At 68.4% G+C, this 14683-nt stretch carries 14 protein-coding genes; 2 read left to right on the top strand and 12 right to left on the bottom strand.

The genetic code is table 11. From position 1 onward, the window contains the following. Window position 1: 1 nt before the first annotated feature. The 4 genes from C7H75_RS01600 to C7H75_RS01585 all read right to left on the bottom strand — a co-directional run bounded on the left by C7H75_RS01600 (window position 2) and on the right by C7H75_RS01585 (window position 6737). A complete protein-coding gene (locus tag C7H75_RS01600; protein ID WP_005516154.1) occupies window positions 2-1900 on the bottom strand; it encodes an ABC transporter ATP-binding protein in 1899 nt (632 codons plus the stop codon). A 26-nt stretch (window positions 1901-1926) separates the two neighbouring features. After that, the gene (locus tag C7H75_RS01595) at window positions 1927-3660 is read right to left on the bottom strand and encodes an ABC transporter ATP-binding protein (RefSeq protein WP_005516155.1); all 1734 of its coding nucleotides are present in this window, start codon (window positions 3658-3660) and stop codon (window positions 1927-1929) included. A gap of 100 nt (window positions 3661-3760) precedes the next feature. Beyond that, complete coding sequence (locus tag C7H75_RS01590; protein ID WP_069854693.1) at window positions 3761-6109, bottom strand: MMPL family transporter; 2349 nt, start codon at window positions 6107-6109, stop codon at window positions 3761-3763. 28 nt (window positions 6110-6137) lie between these two features. Beyond that, on the bottom strand, window positions 6138-6737 hold the full coding sequence (locus tag C7H75_RS01585) for a TetR/AcrR family transcriptional regulator (protein WP_005516157.1): 600 nt from the start codon (window positions 6735-6737) through the stop codon (window positions 6138-6140). Between the two features lie 162 nt (window positions 6738-6899). Here C7H75_RS01585 and C7H75_RS01580 point away from each other — a divergent pair, with 162 nt between their 5' ends. Continuing rightward, window positions 6900-7664: a class I SAM-dependent methyltransferase gene (locus C7H75_RS01580; protein WP_005516159.1), complete on the top strand. Its 765-nt coding sequence runs from the start codon at window positions 6900-6902 to the stop codon at window positions 7662-7664. Here the strand turns inward: C7H75_RS01580 and C7H75_RS01575 are convergent. Next, window positions 7661-8119: an RrF2 family transcriptional regulator gene (locus tag C7H75_RS01575; protein ID WP_013414598.1), complete on the bottom strand. Its 459-nt coding sequence runs from the start codon at window positions 8117-8119 to the stop codon at window positions 7661-7663. The two genes, C7H75_RS01580 and C7H75_RS01575, sit on opposite strands and share 4 nt — an antisense overlap. Before the next feature lie 119 nt (window positions 8120-8238). Here C7H75_RS01575 and C7H75_RS01570 point away from each other — a divergent pair, with 119 nt between their 5' ends. Continuing rightward, on the top strand, window positions 8239-9201 hold the full coding sequence (locus C7H75_RS01570; protein ID WP_064076882.1) for a sterol desaturase family protein: 963 nt from the start codon (window positions 8239-8241) through the stop codon (window positions 9199-9201). Here C7H75_RS01570 and C7H75_RS01565 read toward each other — a convergent pair. From C7H75_RS01565 to C7H75_RS01535, 7 genes are all read right to left on the bottom strand, one after another. Beyond that, complete coding sequence (locus C7H75_RS01565) at window positions 9133-9816, bottom strand: YceI family protein (protein ID WP_069854794.1); 684 nt, start codon at window positions 9814-9816, stop codon at window positions 9133-9135. The genes C7H75_RS01570 and C7H75_RS01565 overlap by 69 nt on opposite strands. A 38-nt stretch (window positions 9817-9854) precedes the next feature. Beyond that, window positions 9855-10346, bottom strand: coding sequence for a hypothetical protein (locus tag C7H75_RS01560; RefSeq protein WP_084870684.1), 492 nt, complete (start codon window positions 10344-10346; stop codon window positions 9855-9857). An 18-nt stretch (window positions 10347-10364) separates the two neighbouring features. Continuing rightward, window positions 10365-11426, bottom strand: coding sequence for a DNA polymerase III subunit beta family protein (locus C7H75_RS01555; protein WP_106850861.1), 1062 nt, complete (start codon window positions 11424-11426; stop codon window positions 10365-10367). Between the two features lie 33 nt (window positions 11427-11459). After that, window positions 11460-12791, bottom strand: coding sequence for an MFS transporter (locus tag C7H75_RS01550; RefSeq protein ID WP_005516165.1), 1332 nt, complete (start codon window positions 12789-12791; stop codon window positions 11460-11462). Continuing rightward, complete coding sequence (locus C7H75_RS01545) at window positions 12788-13246, bottom strand: MarR family winged helix-turn-helix transcriptional regulator (RefSeq protein WP_022593567.1); 459 nt, start codon at window positions 13244-13246, stop codon at window positions 12788-12790. Before C7H75_RS01545 ends, C7H75_RS01550 begins: the two co-directional genes overlap by 4 nt. A 145-nt stretch (window positions 13247-13391) precedes the next feature. Then, the gene (locus C7H75_RS01540) at window positions 13392-14213 is read right to left on the bottom strand and encodes a hypothetical protein (protein ID WP_005516167.1); all 822 of its coding nucleotides are present in this window, start codon (window positions 14211-14213) and stop codon (window positions 13392-13394) included. 3 nt (window positions 14214-14216) lie between these two features. Then, a complete protein-coding gene (locus C7H75_RS01535) occupies window positions 14217-14552 on the bottom strand; it encodes a histone-like nucleoid-structuring protein Lsr2 (RefSeq protein WP_005516168.1) in 336 nt (111 codons plus the stop codon). Between the last annotated feature and the right edge of the window lie 131 nt (window positions 14553-14683).

Raw genomic sequence — 14683 nt, 5'->3', positions numbered from 1 at the left:
GTCAGTCCACCGCTCCCACGAATTGGCTGTTGTACAGGTCGTAGTACGCCCCGCGCCGCTCGAGCAGCTCGCTGTGGCCGCCCTGCTCGACGATGTGGCCGTCCTCCATGACGACGATCAGGTCGGCGTCGCGGATCGTGGACAGCCGGTGCGCGATCACGAAACTGGTCCGGTCGCTGCGCAACTGCGCGGTCGCCTGCTGCACCAGCAGCTCGGTGCGGGTGTCGACCGAACTGGTGGCCTCGTCGAGGATCAGGATCGACGGCTGCGCGATGAACGCCCGCGCGATCGTGATGAGCTGCTTCTCACCGGCGCTGACGTTGCTGCCCTCTTCGTCGATGACCGTGTCGTAGCCGTCGGGCAGCATGTGCACGAAGCGGTCGACGTAGCTCATCCGGGCCGCCTCGCGGACCTGCTCGTCCGTCGCGTTCGGATGACCGTACGCGATGTTGTCGCGGATGGTGCCGCCGAACAGCCAGGTGTCCTGCAGGACCATGCCGATCCGCGACCGCAGGTCGTCGCGCGTCATCTGCGCGATATCGGTGCCGTCGAGGGTGATCCGGCCGCCGTCGAGCTCGTAGAACCGCATGATGAGGTTCACCAGTGTCGTCTTGCCGGCACCCGTGGGGCCGACGATCGCGACCATCTGGCCCGGCTCGGCGGTGAGCGAGAGTCCCTCGATGAGCGGGGTCTCCGGGTCGTAGCCGAAGCGGACGTCCTCGAACTGCACGCGGCCGCGGGCCTGCGCCGGGGTCGCGGCGGGGTCCGGATCGTCGGACTCCTCCTCCTCGTCGAGGACGGCGAACACCCGCTCCGCAGATGCGATACCCGACTGCAGCAGGTTGACCATGGAACCGATCTGGGTGAGCGGCTGCGTGAACTGGCGCGAGTACTGGATGAACGCCTGCACGTCACCGAGGCTCATGGTGCCCGACGCGACGCGCATGCCGCCGATCACGGCGATCGCGACGTAGTTCAGGTTGCCCAGGAACATGATTGCGGGCATCACCATGCCGGAGATGAACTGCGCCTTGAACCCGGACTGGTACAGCTGCTCGTTCTTCTCCTGGAACGCGGCCTGCACCTCGCGGCCGCGGCCGTACGCGGTGACGAGCTCGTGTCCGGTGAGGGACTCCTCGATCTGTCCGTTGAGCTCACCGGTGGTCTTCCACACCGCCGCGAAGTGCGGCTTGGACCGCTTTGCGATCTTGGCGGCGACGATCGCCGACAGCGGCACGGTGAGCACCGCGATCAGGGCCAGCAGCGGCGAGATGACGATCATCATCGCCAGGATGCCGATGACGCTCAGAACCGCGATCACCAGCTGGCTCAGCGTCTGCTGCAGGCTCTGCGAGACGTTGTCGATGTCGTTGGTGACGCGGCTGAGCAGATCACCGCGCGACGTGGAGTCGAAGTAGCGCAGCGGAAGACGGTTGATCTTGCGCTCGACATCGTTGCGCAGCTGCCGCACCACGCCCTGCACGATGTTGTTGAGCAGGTAGGCGGCCGCCCACGACACGAGCGCCGACCCGAGGTACAGGGCCAACACCAGCGCGAGCACCTGGCCGACCTCGGTGAAGTCGATGCCGACACCGGGCACCACGTCCATGCCGGAAACCATGTCCGCGAACTGGTTCTGCCCGGCCGCCCGCAGTCCCTCGACGGCCTGGTCCTTCGTCAGGCCCTCGGGCAACTGCCGGCCGATGACGCCGTCGAAGATGATGTTGGTGGCATGGCCCATCAGGCGCGGACCGATCACCGACAGCACGACGCTCGACACCGCGAGGATCAGAACGAACATGACCGCCACCCGCTGCGGACCGAGCCGCCCGAGCAGACGCTTCATCGATGCGCCGAAGTTCTCCGCCTTCGCGGCGGGCGCCCCCGGGGCACCGGGCATGGGGGGCGAGGATTGGGTCGCGGTGCTCACAGCGCCTCCTGAACCGAACGCTGGGACTCGACGATCTCGACGTACGTCGCGCACGTCTCGAGCAGCTGCTCGTGCGTGCCGATACCGACGGTCGTGCCCTCCTCGAGGACGACGATCTGGTCGGCGTCGGCGATCGTCGACACGCGCTGGGCCACGATGATCACGCAGGCATCCTCGGTTTCGGGTCGCAGCGCCGCACGCAGGCGGGCGTCGGTGCTGAGGTCGAGCGCCGAGAACGAATCGTCGAACAGGTAGATCGACGGCCGTCGCACGAGGGCGCGGGCGATCGCCAGGCGCTGTCGCTGTCCGCCGGAGACAGTGGTGCCGCCCTGGGAGATCGGGGTTTCCAGTCCCTCGGGCATGGCGCGCACGAAGTCGGCGGCCTGGGCGATCTCGAGTGCCCGCCACAACTCGTCGTCGGTGGCGTCGGGTTTGCCGTAACGCAGGTTGCTCGCGACGGTGCCGGAGAACAGGAACGCCTTCTGCGGCACGAGGCCGATGTGGGAGCGCAGCAGCCCGGGATCGAGCTCACGGACATCGGTGCCCGACACGGTGACCGCGCCCGACGTGACGTCGATCAGCCGCGGGATCAGGCCGAGCAGCGTGGTCTTGCCGGAGCCGGTGGCACCGATGATCGCGGTGGTCTTGCCCGGTTCGGCGGTGAAGCTGATGCCGCGCAGCACCGATTCGTCGGCGCCGGGGTACTTGAACTCGGCGTCGCGCAGTTCCACGAGCGCGGGACGGTCCATGACCGTGACCGGGTTCGACGGCGCGAGCACCGACGGCTCGGTGTCGAGGACCTCGGTGATGCGCTCGGCACACACCGCGGCGCGGGGGGCGAGCATCGCGATCATCGACGCCATCATCACGGCCATGAGGATCTGCATGATGTAGCTGAGCATCGCGGTCAGCGAGCCGATGCCCATGCTGCCGTTGTCGATCTCGTGGCCGCCGAACCAGATGACCGCGACGCTGGTGAGGTTCGCGATCATCATCACGAGCGGGATCATCAGCGCCGTCATCCGGCCGACGCGCAGTGCGGTCTGGGTGAGAGCGCCGTTGGCCTCGTCGAAGCGTTCGGCCTCGGAGCGTTCGCGCACGAACGCCCGCACCACCCGGATGCCGGTGATCTGCTCGCGCAGAACGCGATTCACCGCGTCGATCCGCGTCTGCATGGTGCGGAACGACGGCACCAACTTGGTGATCATGACGATCATGGTGAGCGCGAGCAGGGGAACGCTCACCGCGAGAATCCACGACAATCCGGCGTCCTCGCGGATCGCCATGATGATGCCGCCGACGCACATGATCGGTGCCATCACCAGGATGGTCGCGCTCAGCACCACCATCATCTGCACCTGCTGCACGTCGTTGGTGCTGCGGGTGATGAGCGACGGCGCGCCGAATCGCCCGAACTCGCGGGAGGAGAACGACCGGGCGCGGCTGACGATCGAGGCGCGCACGTCGCGGCCGAAGCCCATCGCGGCGCGGGCACCGAAGAAGACGGACCCGATGGAGCAGATGATCTGCACCAGCGTCACGAGCAGCATCTTGCCGCCCGCCGTCATGATGTAGCCGGTGTCGCCGGCCGCCACTCCGTTGTCGATCAGGTCGGCATTGACGCTGGGGAGATACAGCGCAGCGCCGGTGGCGACGAGTTGGAGGAGGATGACGCCGGCGAGGTCGCGCTTGTAGGGCCCCAGATAGGTGCCGAGGAGTCTGATCAGCATGGTTTGCGAAGGTTACCAATCTGCAGGACGAAAAAGGAGAGATCAGGCCCATTTCTCGGGGCCCGATCCCTCCCTCTTCATCGAATGTTCACAGTCTCTTTCAGGAGACCGGGGCGTCTTCGAGTTCTTGCTTGTCCCGCGGTAGCGAGCGGGCCAGCTTCTCGCCCTCGATGTCGACGTTCGGCAGGATCTTGTCGAGCCACTTGGGCAGCCACCACGCCTTGTCGCCCATGAGCGCCATCACCGACGGGATGATCACCATGCGGACGATGAAGGCGTCGAAGAGCACCGCCGCGGCAAGCGCGAACCCGATCGACTTGATGAACGAGTTGGGCTCGAGCATGAACGCCCCGAACACCGAGATCATGATCAGCGCGGCCGCGGCGACCACGCGGGCACCGTGGCTGAAGCCGATCGTCATGGCGCCCTTGGCGGACGCGCCGTGCACGTACTCCTCGCGCATCCGCGTCACCAGGAACACCTGGTAGTCCATCGCGAGACCGAACACCACACCGATGAGGAAGATCGGCATGAAGCTGACCAGGGGCTGCGGGTTGGAGATCAGCCCGCCCCAGCCCTCCTGGAAGATCGCGACGGTGGCGCCGAACGTGGCGGCGACGCTGAGCAGGAAGCCCAGGGCCGCGGTCAGCGGCACCAGGATCGAGCGGAACACCAGCATCAGCAGGATGAACGCCAGCCCGACCACGATGATCAGGTACGGCACGAGGGCCTCGAGCAGTCGGTCCGAGACGTCGGTCTCGAGCGCGGTCTGTCCGGTGACGCCGTAGTGGACGCCGATCTGCTCGTTGAGCGCGCCCTCGCCGTCGCGGATGGACTGCATCAGGTCGATGGTCTTCTCGTCGGTCGGTGCACTGCCGGGGGTCACCAGGACCTGGGCAGTGTCTCCCTCCGGGTTCATCGCCACGATCTGTGCGTTGACGACGTCGTCCTGCGCGGAGATGGTCCGGACCACCTCGCCGAAGGCCTCCGGCGCCGGGACGGTGGCGTCCTTGGCGTCGACGACGACGAGCAGTGGGGCGTTGCGGCCGGGACCGAACGCGTCGGACACCAGGTCGTAGGCCTGCCGCGAGCTGGTCGCGGGGTCACCGGTGCTCTCCGACGGCAGGGCCAGCTTCAGTCCGGTTGCCGGCAGCGCCAGCGCGCCCAGAATCGCGATACCGATGATCAACGGGATCGCGGGCTTGCGGGCGACCCAGCCTGCGTAGCGGGCGGCCGGACCGGGGACCGCGTCCGCCGCCTCCGGGTCCGGAGCCTTGACGAACGGGACCTTGCCCGCAAACACCTTGCGGCCCAGCAGACCGAGGAACGCCGGCAGGAACGTCAGCGCGACGAGCACCGCGACGAACACCGCGAACGCCGCCGCCATACCCATGTCACTGAGGAACTTGATGCCGACGACGCGGAGCGCCACGAGCGCAATGATCACCGTCAGGCCGGCGAACACGACCGCCGAACCGGCGGTGCCGACCGCACGGCCCGCGGCCTCCTCGCGGTTACCACTGACGCTGACCTCGTGCTTGAAGCGGGAGACGATGAACAGCGAGTAGTCGATGGCCACGGCGAGGCCGATCATCACCGCCAGCGTCGGCGTCATCGACCCGAGCTCGGTGAATCCGGTCGCGACGGTGATACCGAGGCTGCCGATGCCGACACCGATGATCGCGGCGATCAGCGGGAGGCCGGCGGCGACGAGGGAACCGAACGTGAGCAGCAGCACGACGGCGGCAACTGCCAGGCCGATCAGTTCGGCGGAACCGCCCGGCATCTCGGGGGCCTGCGCGGCGCTGCCGCTGAGCTCCACGGTCAGCCCGGCGTCACGCGCGACCTGAGCGGCGGCGGCGACCTTGTCGGTCAGTTCGACGTCGACGTCCTCGAAGGTGCCGGCGAAGGGAACCTCGACGTAGCCGACAGTCTTGTCCGGGCTCAGCGGGGACAGCGCCGCCGCGTTCGCCAACGCAACGTCGAGAGGGGTTCCCGCCTGCTCTGCCTGCGCCGTCACCATCTGGGTCAGGCTGGCATCGGCGACCACCGGGTTGACCAGCGCACCCTGAGCTGCCTCGGGAGATGCGGTGGCCGGGTCGACCTTGGCGGCCGAGTCGACGAGGTCGATGCCGCGGATCTGGGCCAGGGTGGCATCCATCGCGGCCTGGTTCTCCGGGCTCTCGAGCGTCTCGCCCTCGGGGGCGGCGAAGACGTACCGAGCGGAGATGGAACTGAAAGGATCCTTGGCCGAGGCAGGGAACCGCTCGGCCATCAGGTCCTGCGCCTTCTGCGCGGGCGTTCCCGGAATCGAGAACGAGTCGTTCGTCGGACCCGACAGCGTCGCGGCGCCGACCCCCATCAGAACGAGGATGGCCAGCCAGATGGACAGGACCGTGCCTTTTCGCCGGTAGGCGAAGCGGCCGATCCGATATAGGTAGGTGGCCATGGAAGGCTCCTTCTGATCGGGTGCGGGTCTAGCTGGCGGGTACGGCGAGGCCGGAGCGCAGGTGGTCGAACGCCTCGTGGACGAGTTGCTCGGGGCCGGCGGCCGACGACCGACCGCTCATCCACAGGTCGAGGGATGCCTTGACGGCGGCACCGACCACGGTCTGCAGCAGACTCGGATACAGGCCCGTGGCGCCGGTGCGCTCGGCGATCACCTCGTCGAGCATCGGGGTCAGGCGCACGTGCATCTCCATCTTCTTGGCCAGAAGAGTGGGGCTCGAGTCGATGAGGTCGGCGAGCGCCTGCATCTTCTCGAGTTCGTGGTCGGACTCGAGAAGAGCCCTCCGCACGATGTGCTCGAGCGAATCGAGGATCGGTTCGTCGCCGGGCCGCTCACGCAGCCAGTCGGCCCACTCGAGGACGTCGGCCTCGAGGTGGTGCAGAACAGCCTCTTCCTTGCAGGAGAAGTAGTTGTGGAACGTGCGGACGGAAACGCCGGCTTCGGACGCGATCATGTCCGCGGTGACGAGTTCGATCCCGCGCTCCATCGCGAGGCGTGCTGCGGCCTCACTGAGCGCGATCCGTGTTGCCGCCTTCTTGCGGTCCCGGAGTCCGAGTTCTTCTCCCACTCCATCGAAGGTACCGAAATTGCAGACCTCTGCAATGTTGCAGCCGAGTGCACCTTTGTGGCATTCGGCACACTGTTTCGATGTGGGTGATCGGGGCCACAGCCCGGCGCCCCTCGGCATACGCTGATCGCACACCCGGCGGACCACGGAACGGCGGCGAGAATGCCCGATTGGGACGGCGAGCAGTATGCGCAGACCAGCGATCTGCAGCGGGCGATGGCCACCCGCGCGGTCGCCGGCCTCGACCTGGAACCGGACGACCGCCTGCTCGACGTCGGCTGCGGCGACGGCTACGTCACCAGGCTGCTCGCCGAACGCCTGCCCGAGGGCCGCGCGGTGGGCGTCGACGCGTCGCCGCGGATGATCGCGAAGGCCGACACGGCGTCGTCGAATGTGCAGTTCGTGCTGGCCGACGCCCGCGACCTGCCGTTCCGTGCCGAGTTCGACGTCGTGGTGTCATTCAACGCCCTGCACTGGGTGGTGGAACAGCAGCGCGCACTGGGATCGATCGCGGCGGCGGCCCGGCCCGACGCCCGCGTCCTGATCCAGGTGGTGTGCGCCGGTGACCGGCCCAGTCTCGAGACCGTCGCGATGGAGGTGGCCGGTTCGCCCCGCTGGGTGGACCGGTTCGCCGGATTCGCTCCCCCGTTCGTCCACGTCGACCCCGACGGCTATCCCGACCTCGCGGCGGCGGCAGGCCTACGCGTGACCGATCTGTCGGTGCAGGACGTCACGTGGGACTTCGGCACGCACGACGCGTTCGCCGCGTGGTGCAGCAACGGCGCCGACGCATGGACCGGACGCCTGGCGCCCCAGGACCGGCCGCACTTCCTCGACGACTGGGTTCGCGCGTACGAGGAGGTGTCGGGGCAGGCCGGACTGTTCCTGTTCACCCAGATGCGTGCCGACCTGCGGGTGCACCACTAGCGTCGGCGCCAGGCTCCCGGGTCGGCGGTGAGCTCGTCGACGAAGGAGGGAAGCGCGCCCGCGGCGACGTCGGCGATGGTGACGCCCTCGAGCACCGTGCGCAGATTGACGCGAACGGCGATCCACACCTGTTGCAGCGATTCGGCCGCGCCGTCGTACGTGACGTCCTCGGGCCGCTCCCCGCGCACCGACGCGAGCGGTCCTTCGACGGTGCGGATCACGTCGGCGATCGTGACGTCGGTGGCCGGTCGGGTGAGCCGGTAGCCGCCGTCGGGGCCGCGCCTACTGTCGACCAGTCCGCCGCGGCGCAGGTCGGCGAGCACGGCCTCGAGGAACTTGGGTGCGACCGACTGCGATGCGGACAACGCGTCGGCCTTCACCAGCGCCGGGGCGTCCGCCGCGGCGAGGTCGACGAGGGCACGCACCGCGCAGTCCACCCGTGCCGAGATGTGCACCCGTCCTCCTGATCCGATTCGACTCGGCACAGACGTTACCCAGGTTCGCGACCCTGGTGACCCAGGTCACCGGGCAGCGTAGATTTCCAGGCAGGTACGCATGACAGCTCGGAGGCAACATGTGGGAGACCCTCACCACGGCGTGGGGATCGCTGCTCGAACCGCTCGGGGACCCGGTCACCCTCGCGATCCCGGCGTTCGTCGTGTTCCTCGGGCTCGAGTGGTTCGCCGCCCGCAAGCTCGAGGAGACCGAGATCCGCGACGGGCGCGCCTATCCGCCGACGGCCGGTTACGAGTTCCGGGATGCGCGGGCATCGATCTCGATGGGACTCGTGTCGATCGCGACCACCGCGTTCTGGAAGTTCCTGGCGCTCATCGGCTACTCCGCGATCTGGGTGTACCTCGCCCCGTGGCACCTGCCCGCGAATGCCTGGTACACCTGGGTGCTGCTGCTGGTCGGCATCGACCTGCTCTACTACACGTATCACCGCATGGCGCACCGCATCCGGCTGATCTGGGCGACACATCAGGCGCACCACTCGAGCGAGTACTTCAACTTCGCGACGGCACTGCGCCAGAAGTGGAACAACAGTGGCGAGATTCTCATGTGGATTCCGTTGCCACTGATCGGCATTCCGCCGTGGATGATCTTCGTGGGTTTCTCGGTGAGCCTGGTCTACCAGTTCTTCGTGCACACCGAACGGGTCGACCGGCTGCCCCGGCCGATCGAGTACGTGTTCAACACCCCGTCGCACCACCGCGTCCACCACGGCTGCGATCCCGAGTACCTGGACCGCAACTACGGCGGCATCCTCATCGTCTGGGACCGGATGTTCGGCACGTTCCGCGCCGAGCAGCAACGCCCCACCTACGGGTTGACGAAGCCGGTGGGCACCTACGACATCTGGAAGTTGCAGACGCACGAGTACGCCGCGATCGGACGCGACGTCCGGGCCGCGCAGTCGTGGCGCGACCGCCTCGGCTACGTCTTCGGGCCGCCCGGATGGGCGCCGTCAGGCGCGGACCAGGCTCACCAGGAAGTCGACCGTGCCGTTGTCGTCGACGGTCACGAATCCCAGTGACGGCGGCGTGATTCCGTAGTCCGACCACGTGACCGGCACCGCGCCGGACGCGACCAGCGTGTCGCCGGTGTGCAGCACCTTCACGTCGACGCTCACCGGCCGGGTCTGGTCCTTGAGTGTGAGCGTTCCGTCCGCCTTCACCGTGGCGGCGGTGCCGTCGGTGGGCAGGGTCGCGAGGTCGACCGGCGTCGTGAGCCTGAACACGGCGGTCGGGAAGTTCTCGGTGTCCATCACGTTGCCGCGGAACTGGCCGTCCCGCCGTGCGTTGTCGGTGGCGATGCCGGCGACCTGCACGACGACCTCGGCGGAGGTCAACTTCTGGTCGGCGACGGTGGCGTTCCCGTTGACCTGGTCGGTGGTGCCGACGACGGTGACCCGGGCGCCGTTGAGGATCTCGGACACGGTGTAACCCGCGGCGGTCTTGTTGGCGCCCTCCCCCGGACCCACCGCCCACTGCCCGTCCACCGACCCCGACGCGGCCTGCGCGCCCTCGGTCGACACCGAGGCGGCCGGGGCGTCGTCCTCGGCGATGAACTTGCCGTAGATCCAGGGGCCGGCGAGGACCCCCAGGAGTACCACGACGACCGCCCCACCGATGATCCACCACTTCTTCACGGGCACAGACTATGAGCGGGGCGGTGGATGCGCCACAGTTACGATCCCGGCGCCGACGCCCGGCGGGCGGTGGATCCGCGGCCGATGTCGGCGGCGACCTCGTCGAGTGCCGCCCGGATCATCGCCCCGTACGCGTCGGCGCCGAGCGCATCGAGGTACCCGGCGGCGGCATCGAGGTGCGCACGCGCGGCATCGAAGGAGCCGAGACGGCGGAAGTTGTCGGCCAGGTTGAGGTGCAGCGACGGGTAGAACCCGCGCACCTCCAGGCTCGCGTGGTGCTGCCGGGCGCGGTCGTCGGTGAGGGCATCGGCCGCGTCGAGCGCGCGGACGTCCCACACCAGCGCCTGCGCCGGATCGTCGTGCAGATCGGCGAGGTAGTGCGCGAGCGTGCACCGGTGGAAGGGATCCCCGATCGGGGTGATCTCGGCCCACAGCTCCACCAGCGCCGATCTCGCGGCCTCGGCGTCGCCGTCGCGGCCGACGGTCACCGCTCGGGTGATGGCGTCCATCGTCGGGTCGGGTGCGGTCATGGGAATCGTCCTGTCGCTCTAGATGTCCGACGCGGTCGGCATCGCAAGCGTCGTGAGGTCGCCGTCGGTCGCGGAGCGGAACACGACGGGCAGGTCCGGGGCGGAGATGTCGAGCATGACGTCCGGGCCGACGGCAGTTTCCAACGCGGCCAGCAGGTTTCCACGACGGAAGGTCAGGGTCACGTCGGGTCCGTCGACACGGGCCGCCACCGCCTGCGGCGGACCGTCCCGCACACTCGCCGTCAGTTGTCCGGACGCGCCGACGAGGCGGACGGTGTCGTCCGCCGGGCCTTCGGCGACGGCGAACAACTCGTCGCGGCGGGTGACCACCCGGGTACGGGCCGGAGGCAACGCGTCGAGCATCGTCCGGTAGTCGGGGTACTCGCCCTCCAGCACAGCGAACCGGGCAGAGAGGCCGGGGGTGGCGATGTCCACGGCACCGGAATCGGGACGCAGGATCGCCGCAGCGTCGGGGCTCAGGGCTGCGCCGATCGCGTCGAGTTCGGACGCGGACACCACGCCCGTCCAAGCACGGTCGGGCGTGTGAGCCGGCAGGCTCCGGGTGGACAGCCGGTAGCGGTCGGTGGCCGTCAGCACGACGGCGCCGTCGCCGACCTCGATCAGGATCCCCGTGAGGATCGGGAACTCCGCCTCGGCGGCCGCGGCACGCCGCACCTGCCGGACGGCCTCCGCGAGCAGACGCGCCGACAGGGTCACGGCACTCCCACGATCCTGCACCGGCAGCGAGGCCTTCAGCTCCGCGGCAACGGCGGCGGCCGTGGCGGCGCGCTCGTGCAGAAGGCGGACGTGCTCGTCGAGCACGCGGGCGGCCTCGACCCGATCGGCCGAGAGGATCCGTGTCACGGCCTCGAGCGGGACGCCGATCTCCCGCAACCGTCGAATGGTCGCGGCGCGGTCGCGCTGGGTCGTGCTGTAGTACCGGTAGCCCGTCACCGGGTCGATGTGCGCGGGCGAGAGCAGTCCGCTGTCGTCGTAGAACCGCAGCGCGCTCGGGGTCAGCCCGCAGGCCCGCGCGAAGACACCGATGGTGACGAGGTCGTCTGGCCCGGATGCACTCACCCGGACATCATGAAGTTTCGAGCAGGTCGAAGGTCAAGCCGCCCGGCGTCGTGCCTCGGCGTCCGTCAGTGTCGGGTCCTCGGAGACCACCGGGTTCTCGACGGTGTGCTCCTCCGGGTCCTCGGTTATCGGCTCGGTCCGGGCGGTCACGTCCTTGCCGCGGCCGATCACGATCCACGCGACCAGCGCCACGACGAGGCAGGTGATCGCGCCGAGCAGCAGACCGGCGCGCCCACCCCACTGCTGGCTGACCCAACCGGCGATCGGACCCCCGATCGCCGTCGACCCCATGAACGCGGTGGACCACAGCGCCATGACCCGGCCCCGCATCTGCGGGTCGGCCTCGAGTTGGAGCGTGCTGTTGGTGGTCGAGTTGAACGCGATGCTCACCGCACCGACGAGCGCCAGCGCAACCAGTTCCAGGGCGAGCGTCGGAGCCGCGGCGGCCGCGACGAGCGCGAACCCGAAGGCGGCTGCGGCCACGATCAGTACCCGCGTTCCGGTCCTCCCCCAGGTCGCGACGAGCAGACCGCCGCACACCGAGCCGATGCCCATCGCGGCCGTCATGAAACCGTAGGCCTGCGAACCCGCACCGAAGGTCTGGTCGGCGACGATCGGGAGCACCACCTGGAACTCGAACGCGAGGCAGCCGATGAACGCCATCATCAGCAGCGGCACCGCGAGGTTCCGGTTACCGCGCACGTAGCGCAGCCCCTCTCGCAGCTGACCACGGGCCCGCTCCGCCGGAGCGGATCGATGCAGCGCCGAAGTATCCAACCGCAACAGCGAACTGACCACCGCGACGAAGCTGGCGGCGTTGATCAGGAAGCACACGCCCAGGCCGCCCGCCGCGATGGTCACACCGGCCACCGCGGGCCCGACGATGCGGGACACACTGACGAGGGTCGAATTGAGGCTGACCGCGTTGCGCAGATCCTCCGGGCCCACCATTTCGAGCAGGAACGACTGCCGCGCAGGGTTTTCGAAGCACTGATTCAGCCCGAGCAGCAGCGCCAGCACGTAGACGTGCCACAACTGCACGGTGCCGGTGATCGTGAGGATGCCGAGCAGCAGCGCCTGCACACCCATGATGGACTGCAGCCCGATCATCAAGCGGCGCTTGTCCGTCCGGTCGGCAATGACGCCACCGTACGGGCCGAGGAGCAGGATCGGCAGGGTCTGCAGCGCGACGACGACACCGATCGCGGTACCGGATCCGGTGAGCTCGAGGACCAGCCAGGACTGCGCGACGGTCTGCATCCAGGTGCCGACGAGCGAGATGCCCTGCCCGCCGATGAAACGCCGGTAGTTGCGATTGGCCAGCGCGGCGAAGGTCTGGCGCCCGAGTTTCGCGGCCGCCGTCATGAGCGGGCCGTGGCCCGGGCCTGACACATCCGTTCGCCGAGCGCCTCGAGGGCGGGTAGGGCGTCGAGCAGGTTACGGGTCTCCGTCTCGGGAAGCTGGCCGAGGTACTCGGCGAACAGCCGGGTCCGCTTGTCACGCAACTCGGCATGCAGGGCAATCCCCTCCGCGGTGGCGGCCACCACCACGGCGCGACCGTCGTCGGGGTGCGCCGAACGCATCAGCAGCCCGGCGGCCTCCATCTTGCCGATCATGCGCGAGAGCATCGTCGGGTTGAGGGTCTCGATCTCGGCCATTTCACTGGCCCGGATCGGTCCCCGCCGCACCGCCGTCGTCAGGATCGAGAACTGCGTCTTGGTCAGTTCACCGGCCGACGTCTGGCGATCGACCTGCCGCGAGATGCGGCCGAGCGCGACCCGCAGCCGGGACACTTCGTCGTCGTCGAACAGGCTCGTCACAGCCACCCTCCAATTTACTTGCTTGTCGGCAAGCATACACCCGAGGGTGGTGATCGCGCACCCCTGCAACCGACCCCCGGGCCCAACGAAGCAGGGCCGCTCCCGATCGAGATCGGAGCGGCCCTGCGCGGCTTACGTACGGGGATCAGGTCAGCTTGACGGCCTTGCCGATCGGCAGGACGCGCTGCTGGTTGTCCACCCACTCACGCATCACGACCATCTCCTCGCGACGCTGCACCGAGTCCCACGTGGCCATCTCGATGTTGCCGACGAGGTTCTGGCTCTCCTTCACGACGCGTTCGCGCTTGGCCTGGACCACCCGGTCGCGATACCGCTTGACCGAGATCCGCAGATCCTGGATGGCGTCGATCTCGCTCTTGATGACCTCGAGCGGGCGCGCGACGTCCTCGTCGAGTTCCGCCGGATCCTCGATCCCCGCGGTCACGAGGCGCTGCTTGAACAGGTGGATGCGGTAGACGTCGTTGTGGATCTTGCGGGCCACGTCGTCGAGCTTGTCGGGTGTGATCCGGATCGGCGCCACATCGCCGCCGGCCCAGGCGAGGAAAGCCTTGAACAGCGCAACCTCGGTCGCGAGGTACACGAGGAGGGTGACCTCGGTGAGGACCTTCGGGTCGTCGGGGTGCGGCCGGTTCTTGACGCTGAGCAGTTCGCCCTTGACGAGCACCTCGTGCTTGGGGAACACCCGGTGCAGCAGGTCCAGGTAGACCCCGGGGCTCACCTTCTTGGCGCGGATCCGCGTGATGCCCTGCTCGTAGCGGGCGGTCCACTCGCCGCCGTCGTTCGGGATGTCGTAGAGGAACACCCGGATCGGGTCGCCGTGCGAGTAGTCGGAGGCCTGATCGGCGGCGTCGTCGGCCGCCGGCGCGGTGGGCGCGGGTTCGATCGTCTGCGGATCGGCATCCGGAGCGGCCGCGTTCGCCGCCTCGTTGTCACTGACGGTGGTCATGGGTCAGTGCGCGGCCGCGAACGCCTCGGCGATCTCACGCGAGATGCGTCCGCGGGTGGACACGGCGAAGCCGTTGCGGGACGCCCACTCGCGGATCTCCTGGGTGCTCGCACCGTCGGTCGAGGGGGTGGCGGCGGCGCGGGGCTTCTGACGACCGCCGACCTTGCTCGCGTGCCGGATGTAGTAGTCCATCTTGCGATGGAACTCGGTGGCGTTCTTGTCGTTGAGGTCGATGGTGTACTCGACGCCGTTGACCGCGAAGCTGATCGTTTCGCCGCCGGCATCGATGGGCTCACCATCAAGATCATCGATGAGCTCGACAATTACCTTCTGTGCCACGTGTTACTCCCGAGGTTCACCAACCAAGCTGCATCGGAAGCCTACGGGACAACCCGGCACACAATCCGACGCGGATCACGGTTGCCAGGTCGTGGACCGCCGCGCGGCTTCGTAGAGAGCCTCGACGGTCT

The organism is Rhodococcus (subgen. Prescottella) equi (assembly GCF_003013675.1).
Lineage (GTDB): Bacteria > Actinomycetota > Actinomycetes > Mycobacteriales > Mycobacteriaceae > Prescottella > Prescottella equi.
Note: the sequence above shows the minus strand (reverse complement) of the source record. Positions and strands in the feature narration are given on the sequence as shown.